Raw genomic sequence first — 24,138 nt, forward strand, 5'->3', positions numbered from 1 at the left:
TGGAGGTATTATCCATGAAGGGAATTATACTTGCCGGAGGTTCCGGAACAAGACTTTATCCGCTTACAAGAGCGATTTCAAAACAGATCATGCCTGTATATGACAAGCCTATGATCTATTATCCTCTTTCAACCCTGATGCTTGCAGGGATCAGAGAGGTACTTATAATCTCTACCCCCAGAGATCTTCCTATATTCGAGGATCTTTTCGGAACCGGTGAGCAGCTTGGAATGTCATTTTCATATGCAATCCAGGAGGAGCCCAGAGGACTTGCTGATGCATTTATTATCGGTGCTGACTTTATCGGTAATGACAGCGTGGCACTTGTTCTTGGTGACAATATCTTCTATGGCCAGAGCTTTAGTAAGCTCCTTAAGGAGGTTGCTTCCAGAGATAAGGGTGCAACAATCTTTGGATACTATGTTCGTGATCCCAGAGAGTACGGTGTTGTAGAGTTTGACGAAAATGGTAAGGCTATTTCCATCGAGGAGAAGCCTGAGCATCCCAAGAGCAATTATGCGGTTCCCGGATTATATTTCTACGACAACGATGTTATTGATATAGCTAAAAACGTAAAGCCCTCAGCCAGAGGCGAGATCGAGATAACAAGTGTTAATAATGAGTATCTTCGCAGAGGTGAGCTCCGTGTTGAGACCATGGGCCGAGGCTTTGCATGGCTTGATACAGGAAATCATGATTCTCTTCTTGATGCTGCTGATTTCGTCTGCGCATTCCAGAAGAGACAGGGACTTTATGTTTCATGTATTGAGGAGATTGCTTACAAGAGAGGATTTATCAGCAAGGAGCAGCTTCTTAAGCTTGCTGAGCCTCTTATGAAGACCGACTACGGCAAATATCTTGTTGAGGTAGCAAATGGACTCTAAGACATTCAGATTGTCTATATTGGCTGTAATTACCACTATGGTTCTTATTGCAGTGGTAGTTTATGCTGCAAACAGAGATAAGATTAATTCCATGATAGGCAGTGGAAAGGCTCCTGAGACCGAGGTTGCTGTTTCCGAGGGTGATACTATGGAAACAGCCTATGGAGAGCAGATCGGAGATAATCTCAAGGGATTTCTTACCGCCAGTGATTTTTTTGATAAGAGCGAGCAGAGACCGTCAGTTGTCGTGGTAGTGGATAATGTTCCGGTACCTGCAAATGCGGATGAGCCTGTGGAAAAGAACAGGCCTACTGAAGGTGGCATATCTTCAGGTAATGCTGAGCTCGTACCTGATGAGCACGGAATGCTTCATGAAGCTCCGGGCGTATTAGAAGGAAATGCTAATTGATTTTGGAGGAATATATTTAAAATGGGTCAGTTAAATGTTGAGACATGCGAGATTGAAGGACTTAAGGTAATAACACCTCAGGTCTTTGGAGATGAGAGAGGTTATTTCATGGAGACCTACTCAAAGAGAGATTTTGAGAAGATAGGTATCGACATGGAATTTGTTCAGGATAATCAGTCCGCATCCAAAAAGGGAGTATTAAGAGGACTTCATTTCCAGAAAAACTTCCCTCAGGATAAGCTTGTAAGAGCTATCAAGGGTGAGGTTTTTGATGTTGCAGTAGATCTTCGCGAGGGCTCAGCTACTTTCGGTAAGTGGTTCGGCGTTGTCCTTTCAGCAGAGAATAAGAAGCAGTTTTTCATTCCTAAGGGATTTGCACATGGCTTCCTTGTTCTTTCCGATTATGCTGAATTTGCTTATAAGTGTACTGATTTTTATCATCCAGATGATGAAGGCGGAATCCTCTTTAAGGATCCCGAGATCGGTGTTGAATGGCCTTATGAGAACGAGGCAGATCTTACTCTTTCAGAGAAGGATACAAAGTGGGGAACACTTTCTGATTATAAAAAGGATCGTGGAGTTAAGTAATGGCTAAAGGAAAAGCTGAGAAACTGCCAATCATAAGTGAGCTTCCCAAGCAGGTTGGACTTGGCATATTCTATGCTCTTGCACTTGTTCTTATGCTGATAATCGTTCTGCATTCCAATCCTCTTGCAGACCAGCATACAGAGATGCTGAAGAAGATATGCGCATGTATACTCATCGTAATGTCGATGATACTGTTTACTGCCTGGTATGATAAGCTCATGGTTCTTCCGGTGGAGCTTTTTAATTCAAGAAAGCTCATCAAAAGATTGGCGATAAACGATTTTAAAAAGAGATATGCCGGCTCTTATATGGGCGTTGTGTGGGCACTGGCTCAGCCAGTGGTCACTGTTTTGATGTATTGGTTTGTTTTTAGTGTGTTTTTACCTCAGAAGGGTCAGCTTGCCGGTGGCGGCACGGAAGTTCCTTTTGTTCTGTTTTTGACAACAGGTCTTGTGCCCTGGTTTTTCTTTACTGAAGCATGGATGAATGGTACTACTTCTCTTCTTGAGTACAATTATCTTGTTAAAAAGGTGCTCTTTAAGATAAGCATCCTTCCGTTGATAAAGATTATTGCAGCACTTTTTATTCATGTATTTTTTGCAGGAGTAATGCTTATAGTAGCCTGCATGTATGGTTATTATCCGACAATTTATTCTATTCAGATTTTCTATTATGCTATTTGTGAGTTTATTCTGGTATTATCACTAAGCTATACAACCTGCGCAGTTGTGGTGTTTTTCAGAGATCTTACCCAGATTCTTGCTATCGTTCTTCAGGTAGGGCAGTGGGCTACTCCTGTATTGTGGAATATAAATGCTGAGAGATTTGATAAGTATAAGTGGATTATTAAGCTTAATCCAATGACCTATATTGTTGAAGGCTACAGGAATGCTGTTTATGGCGATGAGTGGTTCTTTGAGCATTTCTATTCAAGTACTTATTTCTGGATAGTGGTTGTAGCTTTGTTCTGCATAGGCTCTGTAATTTTCAAAAAGACAAAACCGCAATTTGCAGATGTACTTTGATAATTTCTGGCACGGAAAGACTACTTTATGGATAAAGATATAGCGATTCAGGTCTCTGACCTGACTAAAATGTATAAACTTTATAACAAGAATTCCGACAGGTTAAAGGATGCCCTTGGTCTCCTTAAGGGAAATGGCTACACAGAGCACCTTGCACTAAACCACGTCAATCTCACTATTAAAAAAGGTGAGACCATTGGAATTATCGGAACTAACGGTTCAGGAAAATCAACAATTCTTAAGATTATTACCGGTGTATTGTCACCGACCTCCGGATCTGTTGAGGTTGATGGACATATTTCAGCACTTCTTGAGCTGGGTGCCGGCTTTAATATGGAGTACAATGGAATTGATAACATTTTCTTAAATGGTATGATGATCGGCTTCTCAGAGGAAGAGATCAAAGCCAGAATGGATTCAATCCTTGAATTTGCTGATATAGGAGACTATGTTTATCAGCCTGTTAAGACCTATTCAAGCGGTATGTTTGTGCGACTGGCCTTTGCGGTTGCAATAAACATTGATCCTGAGATACTTATTGTAGACGAGGCGCTTTCAGTAGGAGACGTATTCTTCCAGGCTAAGTGCTATCACAAGTTTGAGGAGTTTAAGAAGCAGGGTAAGACGATACTTTTCGTATCCCACGATCTTTCTACGATAAGCAGATACTGTGACAGGGCAGTTCTTCTCAATCAGGGTGTTATCCTTGGCGAGGGAACTCCTAAGAAGATGATCGACATCTATAAACAGGTTCTTGTCGGTCAGTACCCGCTTCCGGAGAATGACTTTAAGTCGTTGCTTGAGGATGAGGATATCAGAGAGGCTGCCGGTAAAAAGGCAGATGGTAATAAAGAAGCCACAGCTGAGAAAAAAGAGCAGGAGGCTGCAAACACCACTGAGAATTCGGATCTTCTTGAATATGGTAATAATGCGGCGAAGATTACGGAATTCTATGCCACAGATTCCAAGGGACTTAAGACTAATTCGGTTATTAAGGGAACAGAGTTCACTATTCACATGAAGGTGAAGTTCCTTAAAGATATAAATGCTCCGATTTTTGCTTTTACAATTAAAAATGTAATGGGAATAGAGATTACAGGAACCAATTCTATGGTTGAAAAAGCGTTCCTGGAGCCTGTACATGCGGGGGATGAGAAGGATATTACATTCACGCAGAGGATGCTTTTGCAGGGAGGCGAATATCTTGTTTCCTTTGGTGTAACAGGATTTGAACAGGACGACTTTGTTGTATATCACCGTCTTTATGATGCACTGAATATTACGGTGGTTTCTGATAAGAACACCGTTGGATATGTCGATATGGAATCGACAGTTAACGTAAGTGATGCTAAAAAGGATTAAGACATGCAGGAAGAAGTATTTATTGGGAATGTAAAACTGAATTTCAAGCACTATGCAGGACTTGACCTGTACAGTGATGGTCCTGTTGAGCAGGAAATATTCGACATTGTTAGAAAGCATAAGAAGGAAGAGTATCCTGAGATTATCGAGAAGAAGGCAAGCTGGCCGATTCTTTATCATCTTTCAGAGCTCAGAAGTAACATTGTCGAGTGGATACCCATGACCGGCAAGGAGAAGGTTCTTGAGGTTGGTGCCGGCTGCGGTGCTATCACAGGTATGCTCTCTGAAAAGGCAGGCGAGGTAATTGCCTGTGATCTTTCAAGACGCAGAAGTGAGATAAATGCCACAAGAAATTCAGATTGTGACAATGTAACCATTCATGTTGGTAATTTCAGGGATATCGAGCCTGATCTTCCGACTGATTTTGATTTCATTTTCCTTATCGGTGTATTTGAGTATGGACAGGGATATATCGGAACAGAGAATCCCTATGAGAATTTCCTTATCATGCTTAAGAAGCACCTGAAGAAGGACGGACGAATCGTTATCGCCATTGAGAACAGGATCGGACTTAAATACTTCGCCGGTGCTGCTGAAGATCATCTTGGTGGTTATTTTGATGGAATAGAGGGCTATTCCAAGGATTCAGTTGCAAGAACCTTCACAAGAAGCGGTCTTATCAGGATATTTAAGAAGTGTGGTATGAATGATTATCATTTTTACTACCCTTATCCTGACTACAAGCTTATGACTGCGCTTCACTCAGATAAATATCTTCCGGCATACGGAGAGTTGCAGGATAATGTACGTAATTACGACAGAGACAGACTTCTTCTTTTTAATGAGAAAAGGGCATACGAATGTCTTATAAACGATGGAATGTATGCAGATTTTGCCAATTCCTTTGAGGTCATTATTGGACCTGGGTTTGACACTGTTTACTGCAAATATTCAAACGACCGCGCGGATGAGTTCAAGATAAGAACAGATATCGTGGTCGATAAGCTTGGAAGAAAGCTGATCAAGAAGTATCCTCTTACCGAGGCTGCTGAGGATCACATTTTCAGTATGCAGGACGCTTACTACGCACTGCGCGAGAGATACAGAGGCGGAGACCTTGAGGTCAATGATTGTCAGCTTGATGAGAAATCAAGATGTGCGATGTTCTCATTTGTAAATGGTATACCGCTTACAGCTCTTTTTGATGCGTGCCTTGAATCTGATGATATGGATTCCTTCAACGCTCTTTTCAGAGAGTACATGCGAAGGATGGGATACAGACCGGATTATCCTGTGACGGATTATGATCTTATTTTCCCTAATATTCTGGTTAATGGTCCTATATGGACAATCATTGATTACGAGTGGACCTACGGAAAATGCATACCGCCGAAGGAGATAGCGTTCAGAGCTCTTTACAGCTACATGTTGGAGGACAGAAGCAGAGACAAGCTTGATGTCAAAGCACTCTATGAGCAGATCGGTATCTCAGATGATGATATCAAGTCACTTCTCAGTGAGGAAGCTGACTTCCAGAAGTACGTTACAGGTAGAAGAAAATCCTTCGTCGAGCTCTGGAAGATGATAGGAAGAACGGCAATTGTTCCTAAGGAGCTTGCCGGCTCAACCGAGACTGCAAGAAGCGCTGAAGAGATTCAGATATATGTTGATGAGGGCGATGGATACAGTGAAGATGATTCCATTTTCCCTGATGATACATACGATGATCATAATATGGTTACTTTGGATGTAGAGTGCAATGACAGCGTGCAGAATATCCGTATTGATCCTGCATTTGCTACATGTATAGTAACTATCAAGCAGGTAATCTGGAATGATGTGTCCGTAGAGGATGGTGAGACTTATATTTCAATACACCCCAACGGATCCTGGATTTCAGAGGATAGTATTGTATTCGGTACAGACGATCCCAATATTGAATTTGGTTTCGCTGATGACAGAATAGAGAAAAAGCGCGAAAATCATCTTAAAATAACAATGATGACAACGCTTATTCCGAAAGAAACTGCCACAACACTTGAGGATTCACTCAGAGTAGGGCAGGAAGAGACTACGGAGGAGAAGGGAGAGTTCCTTCGCAAGATAAAGAGGAAACTGCTTCCAGGCTAAGGGCAGTGAAAAATGTTAAAAGAAGTCGCTAAGAATATTCTTATTAACAACAGAAAAAGGGGCTACCAGAAAAAGGTTAAGGAATGTAAGAATGCCTATAACATCTGGGAGCACAGACAGGAAAAGCACCCCATAATGGTATCAGGCGGGGCTGCTTCCAAAGTCACGGGGAGACTTCAGCTTTACACAGAGGTTGTATCCTACACCAAGGTGTGGATGGATGCGGATCCTACTGCTACAGCTGAGAAGATCCTGATTTTTGTGAGCCCTAAGGGAAGACTTGCCGGACATGCGGTCGAGAATATCAGAAGATATTTTGAAGCTCATCCGGAGATAAATGTCGTTTACGGTGATGAGGATGAGATGATCGGCAGAGGAAAGTACGGACATCCGTATTTTAAGCCTGACTGGTCACCGGATACTTATCTGAATGCTTTTTATATTGGCAGCGTATTTGCATGCAGGGCTAATACCTACGAGGCAGCAGCTGCTGAATACGATAATGCTCTCAAGATGCTGGGGGGAACTACAGGAGTTAAGAAGAATTCCCCTGAGGCTGTTGGCCGTGAAGCAAGCATGCTCTCAGCTGACGTTTTGTTCTGTATGCTCGCAATCGAGGAGAGAGCCTTTGCAAAAAGAGCGGATATGGAGTTTCCTATTGGACATATAGGTGAGATCCTGTTCCACAGAGATCCTGAGACAGATGTGTTTTATGGAAGAGGTTTTCATAATTCAAGACATATGCTTATGAAGCCTGCGACCCTTAGCATAATCATCCCTACCAAGGATCATCCGGATATCCTTTTCCAGTGCCTAAAATCTATAGTTAATACTACTCACGAAAAGAATATAAAATATGAGATTGTTGTTGTGGATAACGGCAGCAGTGCTTATAACAGAGTAAGATATGGCTCTTATATAAATCAGATAGATAAGACAGGCGGACTTACCAATATATCTTATCTGTACAAGGTGGAAGAGTTCAATTTTTCACACATGTGTAACCGCGGTGCTACTCGTTCGGGCGGTGAGTATCTGCTGTTTTTAAATGATGATATAGAAGCTACGCAGGATGGCTGGCTCAGAGAGATGCTCTCACAGGCGCAGCTCAGGCACGTTGGTGTGGTTGGTGCTAAGCTCCTTTACCCGGATTCTGACCTTATACAGCATGCTGGAATCACTAACGTGAGACTTGGTCCTGTGCACAAGCTTCAGAGAATGCATGACCAGAAGTCACATTATTTTGGATATAACAGAGGAATACATAATCTCATAGGCGCTACAGGTGCATGCCTGATGCTCAGCCGCGAGAAATTTAATGAGGTTGGCGGCTTCCCTGAGGAGCTTCCGGTTGCATTTAATGATGTTGACCTGTGTTACAGCGTGTATCAGAAGGGCTATTACAATGTCTGCTGTAACCATATCAGCCTTTATCATCACGAATCACTCAGCAGAGGACTTGATACTCTTGATATGAAGAAGATGGAGCGCCTTGCCAGTGAGTACGAGGTTTTGATGAAGAGACATCCGGGATTCTATAACAAGGATCCTTTCTATAGTAAGTACCTTACAGATGATGAGACCATAAGTGCTATCATTCCCTGTGAAGACTTCACTCCGGTGCTTGATATTCCTTATCACAGCATTAAGGTACATGAGGACGGCTTTGCTGAAGCAAGGGAAGATGCATGTCTTAGAATCGGTGTCGAGTATGCGGGTACCATGGAAAACTGGATGTATGGCGTCCGTGACGGAGATGTGGTTGATGGCTACTTTGTAAAGGGCTACAGCTTTGTTATAGGTTCAGACAATGCATTTTTTGAGAGACGACTGGTCCTTCGACAGGTTGAACGCTCAGATGATGGATCAAGACCCGCTTCTTCGGTGGTATACAGTATGCCGGTTTATACATGGTACAGACCGGACATAAAGTTAAGGCTTCAGGACCAGATAGATGTTGACCTTACCGGATATAAGGTAAGGATTGCTGCAGGGAAGCTGGCACCCGGATATTATCAGGTGGGAATGGCGGCGCTCGATCAGACGGGCAGCCTCAAACTGATAAACTGGGTAGCAAATTTACTTAAGGTGAAATAAGTTAATGACTGATAATACAGAATTTGATTATAAAACAGCATATGAAAAAGAGAAGCTTAAGAGTGCTGATCTGGCACAGAGAATAGCTGATCTTGAGGATAAGAACCAGGAACTGGAATTTAAGCTTAACCGCATAAAAAATAACCCGATCTGGAAAGCAAGCACACCTGCAAGAAATGCAATGCATTTTGTGATCCGTCAGAAAGATCGTGTGAAGAATGCAGGTTCAGTAAGCGGCGTTATTGCTAAGCTTAAATACAAGCAGATAGAGAGAAGAGCCAAGGTTCATTATGGCACAGAGAGTTTTCCTTCAGAGGAGACTATTGCAGCTGAGAGAGCTGAGCACTTTGAAAAGATGCCTCTTATCAGTATTCTGGTGCCACTTTACAATACTCCCGAGAATTTCCTGAGGGATATGATAGAGTCTGTTCTTGATCAGACTTATACAAACTGGCAGCTTTGCCTGGCTGATGGTTCTGATGCAGAGCATGATTATGTGGAGAGCATCGTTAAGGAGTATCAGAAGGATGCGAGAGCAGGAGGTGGTAAATCCGACAAATCCGGAATTCTCTATCACAGACTGGAGAAAAATACCGGTATCTCAGGTAATACCAACGAGTGTTTAAAGCTTGCTTCGGGTGAGTATATAGGACTCCTTGATCATGATGATATTCTTCATCCGGAGGTTCTTTACTATTACGTAAAGGCCATTAATGAAGAAAATGCAGACTACCTCTACTGCGATGAGGCTACCTTCTCCGGTAAGAGTATTGATCATATGATAACGATGCATTTTAAGCCTGATTATGCGCCGGATAACCTTAGAGCTAACAACTATATCTGCCATTTTAGTGTATTCAAGAGGACACTTCTTGACGGTACAGAGCTGTTCAGGTCCAAGTTTGACGGAAGTCAGGATCACGATATGATCTTGAGACTTACTGACGCGGCAGAGCAAATAGTTCATATTCCCAGACTTTTATATTACTGGAGATCCCATGCAGGAAGCGTTGCATCTGACATAAGTGCCAAGAGCTATGCAATAGATGCTGCAAGGGGAGCTGTAGCCGATCACCTCAGAAGACATGGCTACGATCATTTTAAGATAACAAGTACCAGAGCATTTGAGACTATTTTCAAGATCGCTTATGAAGTTGAGGGATTACCCAAGATTTCAATAATAATTCCCACATGTGAGCATCTGGAGGACTTAAAGCGCTGCCTTACTTCTATATATCAGAAGTCAACCTATGATAATTATGAGATTATTGTTGTTGAAAATGGCAGTACTTCTAAAGAAATAAGAGCTTATTATGATGAGCTCAGAAACGGAGCTATGAGCTGTGTCCTTAAGATAGTTGATTTTTATGAGGATAAGAGCAATCTCAATCCTGATGGATCAAAGCCTGCCTTTAACTTTTCTGCAGTAGTTAATTACGGTGTAAAGCATTCAACAGGAGATTATATTCTTCTTCTTAACAATGATACTGAGGTTATTACTGTAAACTGGCTGGAAGAGCTGCTCATGTATGCTCAGAGAAGTGATGTCGGTGCTGTTGGCGGAAAGCTCTATTTCCCCAATCGTAAGATTCAGCATGCAGGCGTTGTTTTAAGACTTGGAGCCCACAGAACAGCAGGGCATTGTCATTACGGACAGGAGGGTATGAACCTGGGATATATGGGAAGACTTTGCTATGCACAGAACATGTCTGCAGTGACAGGGGCATGTCTGATGGTATCAAGAGCCAAGTATGATGAGGTTGGCGGATTTGATGAGGGCTTCCGGGTTTCACTCAATGATGTTGATTTTTGTTTGAAATTACGTGAAAAAGGATACCTGAACATTTTCACTCCTTTTGCTGAGATGTATCATTATGAGTCAGCATCCAGAGGACTTGACCTCGAGGGTGAGAATGCTAAAAGATATGATGAGGAGTCAGAGCACTTTAAGAATAAGTGGAAGGAAGTACTGGATAAGGGGGATCCGTACTATAATCCGAATTTCTCACTTGATAGAAGTGACTTTTCACTCAATATCGAAGGGTACAGTAGTTTGCGCAATTCATGAGCAGTTCTTTGGCAAAGCATGAATTGACTTTTAACAGTAGTAATGATTTACTAGATATAATTGAGGATAAACCTCACTTATAAGGAGGAAGATGATGAGTGACGCAATGAAACAGCTTGAGTATTGGTTAAATGATCCATATTTTGATGAGGATACAAAGAAAGAGCTGACAGCTATTCGTAATAATGGGGATGAGGTTCAGGACAGATTCTACCAGGAGCTTGAATTTGGTACAGGCGGACTGCGTGGTGTTATCGGTGCCGGAACCAACAGAATGAATAAGTATGTTGTACGTAAGGCAACACAGGGTCTTGCTAATTACATCAAGAAAAATGGTGGAGCAGACGGTGCAAAGAGAGGGGTAGCTATTTCTTATGACTGCCGTAGATTCTCACCTGAGTTTGCAGACGAGACAGCAAGATGCCTTGCGGCTAACGGAATCAAGGCTTATGTCTTTGATGAACTCAGACCTACTCCTGAGCTTTCATTTGCTTTAAGAAAGCTTGGATGTATTGCCGGAGTTATGATCACAGCCAGCCACAATCCGCCGGAATATAACGGATACAAGGCTTATTGGGAGGATGGCGCTCAGGTTACACCGCCTCACGATACAGGTATCATAACAGAAGTTAAGGCTATCACAGATTACAACGATGTTAAGACAATGTCTAAGGAAGATGCCATGAAGGCTGGTCTCTATGAGATCATTGGCAAAGACATTGATGACGCATACATGGTTGAGCTCAAGAAGCAGATCATCCATCTTGATGTTATCAAGGAAATGGCTGAGAAGCTTACAGTTGTTTATACTCCTTTCCACGGAACAGGTCTTGTTCCTGTAAAGAGAGTTCTTGCAGAGCTTGGATTTAAGAATGTATATATTGTTCCTGAGCAGGAGCTTCCGGATCCTGAGTTTACAACTCTTGATTATCCTAATCCCGAGGATCCTAAGGCGTTCAAGCTTGCTCTTGAGCTTGCAAAGGAAAAGGACGCAGATATCGTTCTTGCTACAGATCCCGATGCTGACCGTCTTGGTGTATATGCTAAGGATACTAAGACTGGCGAGTATGTACCTTTCACAGGAAACATGTCAGGAATGCTTATCGGCGAGTACATTCTTCGTGAGAGAAAGGCTACAGGCACAATGCCTGAGAGACCTGCGTTCGTAACTACTATTGTTACAACAAACATGGCTAGAAGAGTTGCTGAGAAATATGGTCTTCACTATATCGAAGTTCTTACAGGCTTTAAGTATATCGGTGAGCAGATCAGACTTTTCGAAGAGAACAATCAGGAATACAATTATGTATTCGGTCTTGAGGAGAGTTATGGATGCCTTGCAGGTACACATGCCCGTGATAAAGATGCGATCGTAGCTGTTATGATGCTTTGCGAAGTAGCTGCATACTGCAAGAAGAACAACATGACACTTTGGGATGCTATGGTTGATATGTATGAAGACTATGGCTACTATAAGGAAGGTCAGTACTCCATCACTATGAAGGGTATGGAGGGTGCAAAGGAAATCGCTGCACTTATGGATAAGCTCAGAAACAATCCGCCTAAGACATTTGGTCAGTGGACTGTAGAAGAGTTCCGCGATTATAAGACAGGCGAGACCATCAATCCTCAGACAGGTGAGAAGGGTAAGACAGGACTTCCGGAGTCAAATGTTCTTTACTTTGCTCTTGATAATGATTCATGGTGCTGTGCACGTCCTTCAGGAACCGAGCCCAAGATCAAGTTCTACATGGGTGTAAAGGGTACAAGCCTTGAGGATGCTGCTAAGAAGCAGGATGAACTTACTGCTGCTGTTAAAGCTCTTATAGAATAATAATAAAGATCCTTTTAGCAGGGCTGTCGGTTTGCCTGACAGCCCTCTTTTTATAAATATGATTAATAGTATTAAAAAGACAATTGCATACGCCAGAAGAAACGGCATAGGTAACACAGCGGTTGCTGTTATGGAGAGGCTGCGGGATCAGAGAAGCGATAACTATACTTATGTACCTCCTACTGAAGAAGAACTTGAAAAGCAGAGGAAGTGGTATAGGTCGCTCCTTAATAATGCAGATAAATCCAAGATGCTTCCACTGATCAGTATCCTTGTGCCCTGCTACAATACTGACAGAGAATTTCTAAAGATGATGATAGAATCTGTCCAGAATCAGACTTATGGTAAATGGGAGCTCATTTTGGCTGAGGCTCCGATAGTATCAAAGGGCAGAGCTATCTATCCTCTGACAGAGATAATAAAAGGGTATTCTGCAGCGGACGGAAGGATAAGGCACATTCGTCTTAAAAACAATGCCGGTATTTCTGAAAATACAAATGCTGCACTTGATGCATCCCGTGGTGATTACATGGCGCTTCTTGATCACGATGACGTCCTCACACCTGATGCACTGTGTGAGGTTGCTATCGCTGCAATCAAGAATTATCCGAGACTAATCTATTCTGACGAGGATAAGTGCGATGCAGAAGGTGACAGGTTCTTTGAGTACCACAGGAAAAAGAAGTTTAATCCCGATCTTTTCTTGTCGAATAATTACATCTGTCATTTTACTACAATAAGATCGGATGTTATTCATACCTGCAGGTTCAGGGGTGAGTATGATGGCGCTCAGGATTATGATCTTTTTCTAAGGGCTGTTGGAAGAATTATGTGGACAACAGACTATGAGAAGCAGATCATCCATATTCCAAAAGTGCTGTACCATTGGCGTAGTCATGACAGCTCAACCTCTGCTAATCCCAGAAGTAAGATGTATGCTTATGATGCTGGCAAACGTGCGGTACAGGATTTTTTGAAAGCAAATGGTATCAATGCTTCTGTAAGTCATTTGAAGCATGTGGGATTTTATCGTGTTGACTATACTGATAATATCTTTACGGCTAGAAAGGATATTGGCGTGGTCGGTGGCAAGATCGTAGATAAAAACGGAACTATGATTGGCGGCAATTACCGAGCTGATGGCAAGGTGAGATTTGATGGACTTCCCAAGGGCTTTAGTGGCGGTTTTCAGCATCTTGCAGTTCTTGAGCAGAATACAGACGCTGTAGATATAAGGTGTATGAAAATCAGACAGGAGCTGACAGATCTCTACAAGGAGATATTCGGCGTTTCATATAAGGATACAACTGAGGGAAAGAGCATCAAAGCTGAATCGATAGGTACTGATGCCGAGATCAGGGAGAAAAGTATACGATTCGGACAGGCTGTCAGACAGCTGGGATACAAGGTGTTATGGGATCCCAGATATGAGACAATGATTTGATAAAGAGGGTTATTTATTGTGAGTGATAAAGTAACAATAGTTATCCCTAATTATAACGGAGCGAAGTTTCTTGATGAGTGTCTAAGAAGTCTTAGGAAGCAGAGTGTAAGTTCAGAAGTTATAATTATAGATAATGGATCAACTGACAGCGGAATAGAGACTTTGAGAAACAATCTTGCCAAACATGAAGATCGTTATCCCAAGGTACTTATCCATGAGCTTACAAGTAATACTGGATTTGCCAATGCCGTAAATGTTGGTATAAATCTCGCTAAAACCGAGTATGTTCTGCTCTTAAATAACGACACTGTCTCAGATGAGAAAATGACAGAAAATCTGCTTAAGGCCATAGATGGAAAACGAAATGTGTTTTCTGTCGGAGCCAAGATGCTCCAGATGAAGGAGCCTCATAACATTGATGATTCCGGCGATTTATACTGCGCTCTTGGCTGGGCATTTTCACCGGGAAGAGATAAGGACAACAAGAACTATGATAAGAAGGCATCCATAACATCTGCCTGTGCCGGAGCTGCCATATATAAAAAGGATGCTCTGGTCCAGATCGGTGGCTTTGATGAGGCGCACTTTTGCTACTTAGAGGACGTGGATGTGGGCTACAGAGCCAGGATTTACGGATACAAAAATCTCTATGAGCCTTCTGCAGTTGTTTATCACGCAGGAAGCGGCACAAGCGGATCAAGATATAACGTTTTTAAGGAAGAACTGACGGCTGGTAACAACTTATATCTGATATATAAGAACATGCCATTTTTACAGATTTTGATAAACCTTCCCCTTATAATTCTGGGGATTGTAATAAAGCAAATATACTTTATAAAAAAAGGACTTGGCATTGCTTATCTCCACGGGCTTGCAGTAGGGGTGAAGAAGATCATTAAGAACAGTGACAAGAAGGTTCCTTATAAAAAGGGACACCTGAAAAACTACCTCTGCATTGAGCTGGAGCTACTTGTTAACTGTGTTCGCAGGCTTGTTGGATAAAATAAAATGTTATAGAATGAAATAGATATGATTAAGGATAATCAGAAAAACCTGAACATGCTGCACGTCGCTGGGGACGGCATAATTGTGGCCTGTTCCTATATGCTGGCTTTTTATCTGAAATTTGAATCACCTTTTTCAGGGCCGGAGGGAGGCTACCTTTCAATGGGGACATATTTTACTGCCCTCTATTTTTTGGTGCCCGCATATATGGTTCTTTACAATATGCTCAATCTCTACACACCCAGGCGTGCCACGAGGATGAGATATGAACTGTATAATATCCTTCGTGCGAATGTAATAGGACTTATAGGATTCTTCGTTGCATTGTACATGATCAAGCAGATTGACTTCTCACGTACGATGATAATCATGTTTGCTGTTATCAATGTGATCCTGATGAGCTTATCCAGGATATTACTCAGAAGGTTCCTTAGATATATCAGACGTAAGGGCTATAACCTGAAGCACATACTTCTTGTAGGTTATTCCAGAAGTGCGGAAGGATACATCAGCAGAATTAACAACAATCCTCAGTGGGGATATGTGGTTAGCGGAATACTTGATGATACAGTTCCGCTTGGAACTACTTATCATGGAGTTAAGGTAATATCTACTATAAATAAGCTCCCTGAACTTCTTGAGAGCAACGAATATGATGAGATTACCATCACACTGCCTCTGGATAGATACGACAGACTTGAGGAACTGGTAGATGACTGTGAAAAGTCAGGAATACATACGAAGTTCATTCCGGATTACACCAGCCTTTTCCCGAGTAATCCTTATACCGAGGAGATATTGGGACTTCCTGTTATTAATATAAGATATGTTCCGTTGACTAATGGCTTTAACGTATTGCTTAAGCGTATAGTTGACATTATCGGATCAATTATTGGAATAATTATTTCTTCGCCTATAATGCTGATAGCTGCAATAGCGGTTAAACTGTCCAGTCCCGGCCCTATTATTTTCAAACAGGAGAGGGTTGGTCTTCATGGTCAGAGCTTTATGATGTACAAATTCCGTACCATGCAGCTCCAGTCTGAAAAGGCTGAGAAAAAGGGCTGGACCACAAAGGATGATCCGCGAGTAACAGGTGTAGGAAGATTTTTGAGATCCCATAGTATTGATGAGCTTCCGCAATTGTTCAACATCCTTATTGGAGATATGTCCCTTGTAGGGCCGAGACCTGAAAGGCCTCAGTTTGTAGAGAAGTTCAGACAGGAAATACCGAGATACATGGTTAAGCATCAGGTAAGACCCGGTCTTACCGGTTGGGCTCAGATAAATGGCTACAGAGGTGATACTTCCATAAGGAAGAGAATTGAATTTGATATTTATTATATTGAAAACTGGTCTATGGAATTTGACATCAGAATTATGATTGGAACTATATTCCATGGCATTATCAACAAAAACGCCTATTAATGACTTTTGCTTGTATAATTATTATTTTTGTGGCAAAATAGGGCAGTGAAGACTAAAAATTCAAAGGAGATTTATGATATGTCGAATCGCAGGAGTGGAAACTCAGGCAGAAGAGGCAGAAAGAAGAACACAAAGAGAGCACTTATAATATTCGGTGTTGAGATTGTTGTTCTCCTTATACTTCTTTTTATAGTATGGACTTTATTTGGAAGAATTAAGGTTGATAAGGTTGGCAAGGTTAACCTTGATGAGAAAAAGATTGCAGAGAGTGTTAACACAGGTGTCGAAGAAAATGAGCAGATGACAGGATATACTAACATTGCTCTCTTCGGTGTAGACTCCCGAGAAGGTGATCTTGATAAGAACACCAGAAGTGATACCATAATGATTGCTTCAATTAATAATGCAACAGGCGATATCAAGCTTGTATCTGTATATCGTGATACATATCTTAATCTTAGTAACGATACATATACAAAATGTAATGCAGCTTACAAGGCTGGCGGACCCCAGCAGGCTATATCCATGCTGAACATGAACCTTGATATGGATATCACTGATTTTGTAACCATTGGCTTTGGCGGTCTTACAGATGTAGTAAACGAACTCGGCGGAGTTGATATCAATATTGAAGAGAATGAGATCACTCATTTGAACAATTATCAGTCAACAATGGCTGAGGAGCTGGGAATGAAGTATACTCCTGTAACTCAGACAGGTATGCAGACACTTGACGGACTTCAGGCTACAGCTTACTGCCGTATCAGATACACAGCCGGAGATGATTTCAAGAGAGCAGAGAGACAGAGAACTGTCCTTATGGCTATTTTGGAAAAGGCAAAGACTGTTAATATTTCTGAGCTTGAGAATGTAGCAAATAAGGTGTTCGGAGAGACTTATACATCTCTTGGACTTGAAGATATTATTAAGCTTTTAGGCAATATAACAAATTATAATGTAGTGGCAAATGATGGCTTCCCGCATGCGGATATGAGAGCTACCGGAACAGTTGGTAAGAAAGGAAGTTGCGTAATTCCTGTTGATCTTGCTTCCAATGTTAAGTGGCTCCACGAGTTCCTCTTTGAGGACACGGAATATCAGGTATCTTCCAGTGTAGAAAAGTATAGTCAGAAGATTGCTGCTGATACGGATGAGTATATTGACAGGTAATAAAGTTTGACACTTGGCCCCGGTATCAGCCGGGGCTTTTTTCAACCTTATAGTGAAATTCTATTTGGAATCCAACATAGAGGATAACTATGTATACAGTAGATGTAATAATACCAACATATAAGCCGGGTTCAGAGCTTTCAATGCTCATCGATGAACTCGAGAAGCAGGCATACAGACCTGAAAAAATAATAATAGTTAATACAGAGAAGCGCTATCTGGTTGAGAAAAAGGATGCGATGGACGCTATAAATAAGTATGACAACATAGTAGTTCATCACATTTCCAAGAAGGAATTTGATCATGGCGAGACAAGGAATCTTGGAGTAAGTCTGTCTAACGCAGATTTCTTTTTGATGATCACTCAGGATGCCGTTCCGAGGGATTACCAGTTGATATCCAATCTGGTTAAGGCTGTTGAGGATCCGCAGGTTGCGGCAGCTTACGCAAGACAGTATCCCAAGTCAGACTGTAATCTGGCTGAGAGATATTCCAGAAAGTTCAATTATCCTACTGAGCCCATGAGGAAGACTATCAAAGACCTTCCCAAGCTTGGTATAAAGACCTTCTTCTGCTCTAACGTCTGTGCCATGTATAGAAGGGATGTATTCGATAAGATTGGCGGCTTTTTGCACAGAGCTATTTTTAACGAGGACATGGTCTATGCAGGTAATGCTATGTATAAAGGCTATGCTATCTGCTATGTGCCGGATGCGGGAGTGATTCATTCCCACAATTATTCCTGTGCACAGCAGTTCCACAGGAATTTTGACCTTGGAGTATCACAGACTGATCATCCTGAGATCTTTTCCGGAATCAAGTCAGAATCTGAAGGAAAGAAAATGGTCAGGGATACTATCGAGCACTTCAGACATATTGGTAAAGCATATCTTATTCCGCACTATATAATTATGTGCACCTTTAGATTTGCAGGCTATAGAATGGGAAGAAGGTATAAAAGACTTCCTAAGGGACTTGTGAAGGCCTGCTCTCTAAACAAAGCGTATTGGGAACATTAAACAAAGTTTATTGGGGGAATCATTATGGAATCCAGATTTTCAGATGGAGATATAAAAAGCTGGGAAGAAGTCAGTCTATTATATAATTCTGCTTTGAAGCAGATTAACACAAAAATAGAGATACTGAATGATGAATTTCAGGAAGTACACAGATATAATCCTATAGAGCACATAAAATCAAGAATAAAGACTCCGGAGAGTATCGTTAAGAAGCTTAGACGCCATGGCTATGAGTCTACGCTTGAAAATATGATGAAATACATTAATGATATCGCCGGAATAAGGATTATCTGTTCCTTTACATCAGATATATACAGAATAGCTGATATGATAAGCAATCAGAAGGATATCAAGGTCCTTACCATAAAGGACTATATCATGAATCCCAAGACCAGCGGATACCGCAGCTACCATATGATAGTGGCAGTTCCTGTATATTTATCAGACCATACAGCGGAGGTTAAGGTTGAGGTTCAGATCCGTACAGTAGCCATGGATTTCTGGGCAAGCCTTGAGCATAAAATACAGTACAAATTCGAAACAAAAGCGCCTGCCAATATAAAAGCGCAGCTTTTTGAATGTGCAAGAATGGTAGCGGAGCTTGATGACAGAATGTTGTCGCTTAATGAAGAAATACAGGCAATTACACCTCAGGATGAGTAAAATCATCCTGTGATTTGCCTATTAATGAGGAGTGCCCAGGCACCTCTCGGCACCCGGGCTATTATGAAAAAATTTATCTATCTTTCGGAGCTACTGTTAGAGCTTCGCAAATGAACCTTGTTTTCCTTGGTTCTGTCTAATTATAACAATGAATTATGAACAAAATATTAACAAAGTTTAAACTAGAGGTTAATATAAACAAAAGAAGTACCAATTCAAATGTTTTATTGTACGAAATGCATAAATGATGTAATCTAGTATTTGACTGTAAAATGAAAAAGCACTAACTATGTGTATACTCATGTTTATAGAGGAGGAGCCATGGAAAACATAATGGGTAAAATTGCAGGAAAGATCAGTGCACAGGAAATGATCAAGGCTAATACAGCTGCTGAGGCTGCTCACAGAGAGCAGATTGAGAATCAGAACAAGCAGTATGAAGAAGAGATGGGTGTTCTTCGTCAAAATGCCAAAAACATGGAAGACAGACTGAATGCCATAGAAGATGTGCTCAAAGATCTAAAGGCTGAGAAGGCTGAGTCAGAGGTAAGTGCCCAGGAGTTGGACAATGCAATAAAGGAGCTTAAGGAGAACTTAAGCGATCGTCTTAATAAAAGTGACGAAGCAACCCATGATGTTGGTGTGCGCATTTACAGAAATGTACAGGCTTCTGTTATTGATGAACAGAAGAAGCAGCTTGATTCGATAAAAGAAGATCTTAATAAGCAGATGGAGGCTATCAGAAGCGAGTTCACAGTGCTCGTAAGACAGCTTGATTCCATGCAAAGAGCAAACAGAGCTAAGAATCGTGGAATTATGCCCCTGACGGTTTTGATATTCCTGGTAGCTGCTGCTGATCTTGTACTGATGATTTTAAGAATTATAGGTTTGGTTTAAGAATGAGTTTTTTACGACATAAAAAAGTTAGAATCGGCTTGATAAAAGGCGCTGCAGCGGCTATTGCCACATGGATAATATTGATATTACCCGTATTTTCACCGGTAAAAAACACTGGGGATAATATCTTCACAGTATCCCTGAACGGAGTTGAGGTAGGAACACTCGCATCAAGACAGGCGGCTGAGAAATGCCTCAGGGACGCCAGAAGAAAGCTTGCAGAGGGAAGCGAGGAATTGGTTCTTGCAAAGGCAGATTTAAGCCTTGAGGGCAGGGAAGTATTATTTGGACAGGTAGATTCTAAGAAGGCAGTTAGAGAAAAGATGCTCGAGGTGTTGCAGAATAACATTTCGTCGACACTGGAGCGTTCATATACAGTAAAGATAAAGAAGTATTCAGTGAATTTGTCCAGTAAGGATGATGTTTTTACACTCCTTGATGAAGCGCTGAACAGATATGATACTGAGCACAAATACAAGGTTGATCTGGTGACTGACCCTACCCGAGAGGTCAATGTTCTGACATCTCAGGTCCTGTCAGTGGAGGAAGCTACCAAGGATGAGGAGATCAAGCTTCCTGAAGCTGGATTGGACCAGGCTATTTCTGATGTATTTAGTCAGATCAAGCCTCTAATCGAGGAAAAGGATTTTGATGATTACGAGCTGGGCCTTTTATCCATTGATTTTGGAGACAAGGTCGAGGTAGTTGAAAGCTATCTTCCTGCATCTGAGATTACTGATATAGCTACAGCTATAGATGAGGTAACAAAGGATCAGGAGACAAATCAGATTTACGAAATTAAGTCAGGTGATACGCTTGGAACTATAGCGGAAGACTATGGAATTCCGCTGGATCAGCTTATTGCCATGAATGAGACCATAGAGAATGAGAATTCCACAATCAGAGTAGGAGACGAGATCATAGTAACAGTTCCCGAACCGGAGCTTTCAGTGGTCTACACTACCCAGCAGTACTACGAAGAGGACTATGAGGCTGATATAATTTATAAGGATAATGATTCCTGGTATACGACAAGACAGGAAGTTGTACAGGAGCCTTCAGCAGGTCATAGAAAGGTAGTAGCTAAGCTTTCTTATGTAAATAACAGTGAGATAGGCCGCGATATTCAGAAGGAAGAGGTGACCTATGAGGCAGTTCCAAAAATCATTGAGAGAGGAACTATAGTGCCTCCTACATATATCAAGCCTATTTCCGGAGGAAGACAGTCATCAGGATTTGGAAGAAGAAGTGCGCCTACCAAGGGAGCAAGCACATTCCACAAGGGTATAGACTGGGCTACACCTGTAGGTACAGCGGTTATGGCATCCAATGCGGGCGTTGTTACAAGAGCCGGTTGGGGTAGAGGATATGGATATGTTGTCTATATCAGCCATTCTGATGGAAGAGAGACCAGATACGGACATCTGTCCAAGATTCTTGTTAAGCCCGGACAGTCAGTATCTCAGGGCCAGAAGATAGCACTTAGTGGTAACACTGGTGTCAGTACCGGAGCGCATCTCCACTTCGAGATATTGATAAATGGCTCGCAGGTTAATCCGCTTAATTACCTGAATTAACCCTTCCGATTTTACAAATGCGTTTATTTGTGGTATAACATAAGCCGTTAATAAAAATAGGGGAGAAAGTTTATCAACTAGTAAATTCACAAAGGCGTGAATATTAGGAAATTATGGAAAAATACGTTATTAAAGGTGGAACACCACTTGTAGGAGAGGTCGAGATTGGTGGTGCGAAGAATGCTGCACTTGCTATTCTGGCAGCAGCTTCCATGACTGATGAGACTGTATATATTGATAATATGCCTGATGAAGCAGACACTAATGTAATGCTTCAGGCCATGGAGAGCATTGGAGTCCTTATTAAGAGAACAGGGCGTCATTCTGTTATAATCAATGCATCTCAGGTTAGTTCTTTTAGAATTGAAAATGAATTCATTAAGAAAATAAGGGCATCATACTATATGCTTGGAGCATTTCTTGGAAAATACAAGAATGCTCAGGTTGTGTTGCCTGGTGGCTGTAATATAGGTCTTAGACCTATCGATCAGCATATCAAGGGCTTCACTGCACTTGGAGCTAACGTAGCTATCGAGCACGGCATGATAAATGCGCATGCTGATAAGCTTGTAGCTAATCATATTTATCTTGATATAGCCAGTGTTGGTGCGACTATCAATATTATGATGGCTGCATCAATGGCAGAAGGTAAGACTATTATCGAGAATGCCGCTAAGGAGCCTCATGTAGTTGATCTTGCCAACTTCCTTAACAGTATGGGTGCTGATATCAAGGGTGCCGGTACTGATATTATCAGAATTAAGGGTGTTGAGAAGCTTCATGGTACAGAGTACACAATTATCCCTGACCAGATTGAGGCCGGAACATTCATGATGGCTGCAGCAGCTACTAAGGGTGATGTTACAATCAAGAATGTCATCCCTAAGCACTTAGAGTCTATTAGTGCTAAGCTTATCGAGATGGGATGTCAGGTTCTTGAATCTGATGATGCGGTAAGAGTAGTAGCTACCAAGCGTACTAAGAGTGTTCACGTTAAGACACTGCCATATCCCGGATATCCTACGGATATGCAGCCTCAGATTACAGTTGTTCTGGGACTTGCAAGTGGAATCAGTCTTGTTACAGAGTCTCTTTTCGAGAATCGTTTTAAATACGTTGATGAGCTTACCAGAATGGGAGCCAATATCAAGGTTGAAGGAAGTACAGCTATTATTGAAGGCGTTGATCAGTATACTGGAGCAGAGGTTGCTGCACCTGATCTTCGTGCCGGAGCTGCACTTGTTATTGCCGGACTTACAGCTGAGGGCTTTACTACTGTAGAGGACATCAGATACATCGAGAGAGGTTACGAGGACCTCGATATGAAGCTTCGTGAGCTTGGTGCTCAGATCCAGAAGGTTGATACAGATAAAGAGCTTCAGAAGTTCAAGCTTAGATTTGCATAATTAAAACGCCGCAGAGTTGCGGCGTTTTTTCTATACTATAATACTATTTTTATTACAAAATTTCCTCGATATACAGATTCGAGTGCTGAGACAGATCCAGATAATCGTTGTCGATCTTAATCGTAGGTTTGGACAGATGATCCCTGTTTATGAAAATAATCTCGCCTTCCCTGCCGTCATTTAATCTTACCCTGTTGAGCAGATACGTATTAACAATATTCTGAAGGAAGGTCATGATGGCATTTGTGTCGTACTTCTGCAATCCCTCAGATTCAAACATCTCAATTGCAATAAACGGACAAAGAGGATCTCTGTACACTCTTGCTGAGGTCATGGCATCATATACATCCGCAATAGATACGCACTTTGCAAAGAAATCTATCTGAGGGCCTTTCAGGTGTGCGGGATATCCAGTACCATCGCAGCGCTCGTGGTGCATAAGCGCAGCGTTTTTTACGTGATCACTAAGATCAAGGTCTGTAAGGATCATATACCCCTGAGCGGGATGAGTCTGAACTACTGAGTATTCATCGGAACTAAGCCCTGACGGTTTTGTAATGATCTCATTTGGAATAAGCAGTTTTCCGATATCGTGAAGGAGACCTGCCTCTGTGAGAATCATAATATCATCGTCACTCATTTTTAGCCACTGGCCCAGAATATTGCATATCATGGCAACGCTTATACAATGAACATAGGTGGCGTCATCATAAGTTCTCAGGCTGTGGAGCATATCAAACAGATTGGATGAACTGTTCCCCTTGCGAACCAGATCATAAATAGGAGATATGATAGAATCGATATCAAAATGCTCCTTGTCGTTTATGAGATCTCCGATACCTGCCTTGAATTTTGAGGCGCAGTCTTCGAAGTCTTTTTTAAATTCTTTGAATTCTTGGGTTTGACGCAGTCTTGCTGCATAAGAACGGCTGTTGTCCTGTGGGGAGACCATCTCTTCCGGAGGGTCTTCAACAAGAACATTCAATACGGAATAAAAAGATAATTTAGTAATGGCCTGGTTATCCAGCACGCAACCCTTGGGCAATATAAGCTGATTATTATCATGCGCATACACATTGTCCGACAAGATCATGCCAGGAACCAGTTTTTTAGTAATCAATCTTTTCATAAA

At 41.7% G+C, this 24,138-nt stretch carries 19 protein-coding genes; 18 read left to right on the top strand and 1 reads right to left on the bottom strand.

What is annotated here, in order from left to right; translation table 11 throughout:
* The first annotated feature begins 14 nt into the window (after window positions 1–14).
* The 18 genes from rfbA (at window position 15) to G601_RS0101875 (ending at window position 23,006) form a co-directional block, all read left to right on the top strand.
* Entirely contained in the window at window positions 15–884 is an 870-nt protein-coding gene (rfbA, locus tag G601_RS0101790) for a glucose-1-phosphate thymidylyltransferase RfbA (RefSeq protein ID WP_026491549.1), read from the top strand.
* Window positions 874–1,293 carry a hypothetical protein gene (locus tag G601_RS0101795; RefSeq protein ID WP_026491548.1) on the top strand — a complete coding sequence of 140 codons (420 nt, stop codon included), beginning with the start codon at window positions 874–876 and terminating at the stop codon, window positions 1,291–1,293. Before rfbA ends, G601_RS0101795 begins: the two co-directional genes overlap by 11 nt.
* Before the next feature lie 21 nt (window positions 1,294–1,314).
* Entirely contained in the window at window positions 1,315–1,881 is a 567-nt protein-coding gene (gene rfbC, locus G601_RS0101800; RefSeq protein ID WP_026491547.1) for a dTDP-4-dehydrorhamnose 3,5-epimerase, read from the top strand.
* Window positions 1,881–2,906, top strand: coding sequence for an ABC transporter permease (locus G601_RS0101805; protein WP_026491546.1), 1,026 nt, complete (start codon window positions 1,881–1,883; stop codon window positions 2,904–2,906). Before rfbC ends, G601_RS0101805 begins: the two co-directional genes overlap by 1 nt.
* Before the next feature lie 27 nt (window positions 2,907–2,933).
* Entirely contained in the window at window positions 2,934–4,268 is a 1,335-nt protein-coding gene (locus G601_RS0101810; protein WP_026491545.1) for an ABC transporter ATP-binding protein, read from the top strand.
* Window positions 4,269–4,271: 3 nt separating this feature from the next.
* Window positions 4,272–6,398 (top strand): class I SAM-dependent methyltransferase, encoded by a 2,127-nt coding sequence (locus G601_RS25605; protein ID WP_081673338.1) that lies wholly within the window; start codon window positions 4,272–4,274, stop codon window positions 6,396–6,398.
* A gap of 12 nt (window positions 6,399–6,410) precedes the next feature.
* Entirely contained in the window at window positions 6,411–8,495 is a 2,085-nt protein-coding gene (locus G601_RS0101820) for a glycosyltransferase family 2 protein (protein WP_026664297.1), read from the top strand.
* Between the two features lie 4 nt (window positions 8,496–8,499).
* Window positions 8,500–10,563 carry a glycosyltransferase family 2 protein gene (locus tag G601_RS0101825; protein ID WP_026664298.1) on the top strand — a complete coding sequence of 688 codons (2,064 nt, stop codon included), beginning with the start codon at window positions 8,500–8,502 and terminating at the stop codon, window positions 10,561–10,563.
* 94 nt (window positions 10,564–10,657) lie between these two features.
* Window positions 10,658–12,397 (top strand): phospho-sugar mutase, encoded by a 1,740-nt coding sequence (locus tag G601_RS0101830; RefSeq protein ID WP_035790155.1) that lies wholly within the window; start codon window positions 10,658–10,660, stop codon window positions 12,395–12,397.
* 58 nt (window positions 12,398–12,455) lie between these two features.
* Entirely contained in the window at window positions 12,456–13,841 is a 1,386-nt protein-coding gene (locus G601_RS21500) for a glycosyltransferase family 2 protein (RefSeq protein WP_207638006.1), read from the top strand.
* A gap of 18 nt (window positions 13,842–13,859) precedes the next feature.
* Window positions 13,860–14,843, top strand: a complete 984-nt coding sequence (locus G601_RS0101840) for a glycosyltransferase family 2 protein (RefSeq protein WP_026664300.1) — start codon at window positions 13,860–13,862, stop codon at window positions 14,841–14,843.
* Between the two features lie 27 nt (window positions 14,844–14,870).
* Window positions 14,871–16,274, top strand: a complete 1,404-nt coding sequence (locus G601_RS0101845; RefSeq protein ID WP_026664301.1) for an undecaprenyl-phosphate glucose phosphotransferase — start codon at window positions 14,871–14,873, stop codon at window positions 16,272–16,274.
* 78 nt (window positions 16,275–16,352) lie between these two features.
* Complete coding sequence (locus G601_RS21505) at window positions 16,353–17,444, top strand: LCP family protein (protein ID WP_035786021.1); 1,092 nt, start codon at window positions 16,353–16,355, stop codon at window positions 17,442–17,444.
* 89 nt (window positions 17,445–17,533) lie between these two features.
* Window positions 17,534–18,463, top strand: coding sequence for a glycosyltransferase family 2 protein (locus G601_RS0101855; protein WP_026491539.1), 930 nt, complete (start codon window positions 17,534–17,536; stop codon window positions 18,461–18,463).
* 24 nt (window positions 18,464–18,487) lie between these two features.
* A complete protein-coding gene (locus G601_RS0101860; RefSeq protein WP_026491538.1) occupies window positions 18,488–19,126 on the top strand; it encodes a GTP pyrophosphokinase in 639 nt (212 codons plus the stop codon).
* 321 nt (window positions 19,127–19,447) lie between these two features.
* The gene (locus tag G601_RS0101865) at window positions 19,448–20,023 is read left to right on the top strand and encodes a hypothetical protein (protein ID WP_026664302.1); all 576 of its coding nucleotides are present in this window, start codon (window positions 19,448–19,450) and stop codon (window positions 20,021–20,023) included.
* 2 nt (window positions 20,024–20,025) lie between these two features.
* Window positions 20,026–21,600 (top strand): peptidoglycan DD-metalloendopeptidase family protein, encoded by a 1,575-nt coding sequence (locus tag G601_RS0101870; protein WP_026664303.1) that lies wholly within the window; start codon window positions 20,026–20,028, stop codon window positions 21,598–21,600.
* 113 nt (window positions 21,601–21,713) lie between these two features.
* Window positions 21,714–23,006: a UDP-N-acetylglucosamine 1-carboxyvinyltransferase gene (locus tag G601_RS0101875; protein ID WP_026664304.1), complete on the top strand. Its 1,293-nt coding sequence runs from the start codon at window positions 21,714–21,716 to the stop codon at window positions 23,004–23,006.
* A gap of 52 nt (window positions 23,007–23,058) precedes the next feature.
* On the opposite strand, the gene G601_RS0101880 is transcribed toward G601_RS0101875, so the two are convergent.
* Window positions 23,059–24,135, bottom strand: a complete 1,077-nt coding sequence (locus G601_RS0101880; protein ID WP_026664305.1) for an HD-GYP domain-containing protein — start codon at window positions 24,133–24,135, stop codon at window positions 23,059–23,061.
* Window positions 24,136–24,138: the final 3 nt, after the last annotated feature.

The sequence above is a fragment of the Butyrivibrio sp. FC2001 genome (assembly GCF_000424125.1).
In the GTDB taxonomy this organism is placed as follows: domain Bacteria; phylum Bacillota; class Clostridia; order Lachnospirales; family Lachnospiraceae; genus Butyrivibrio.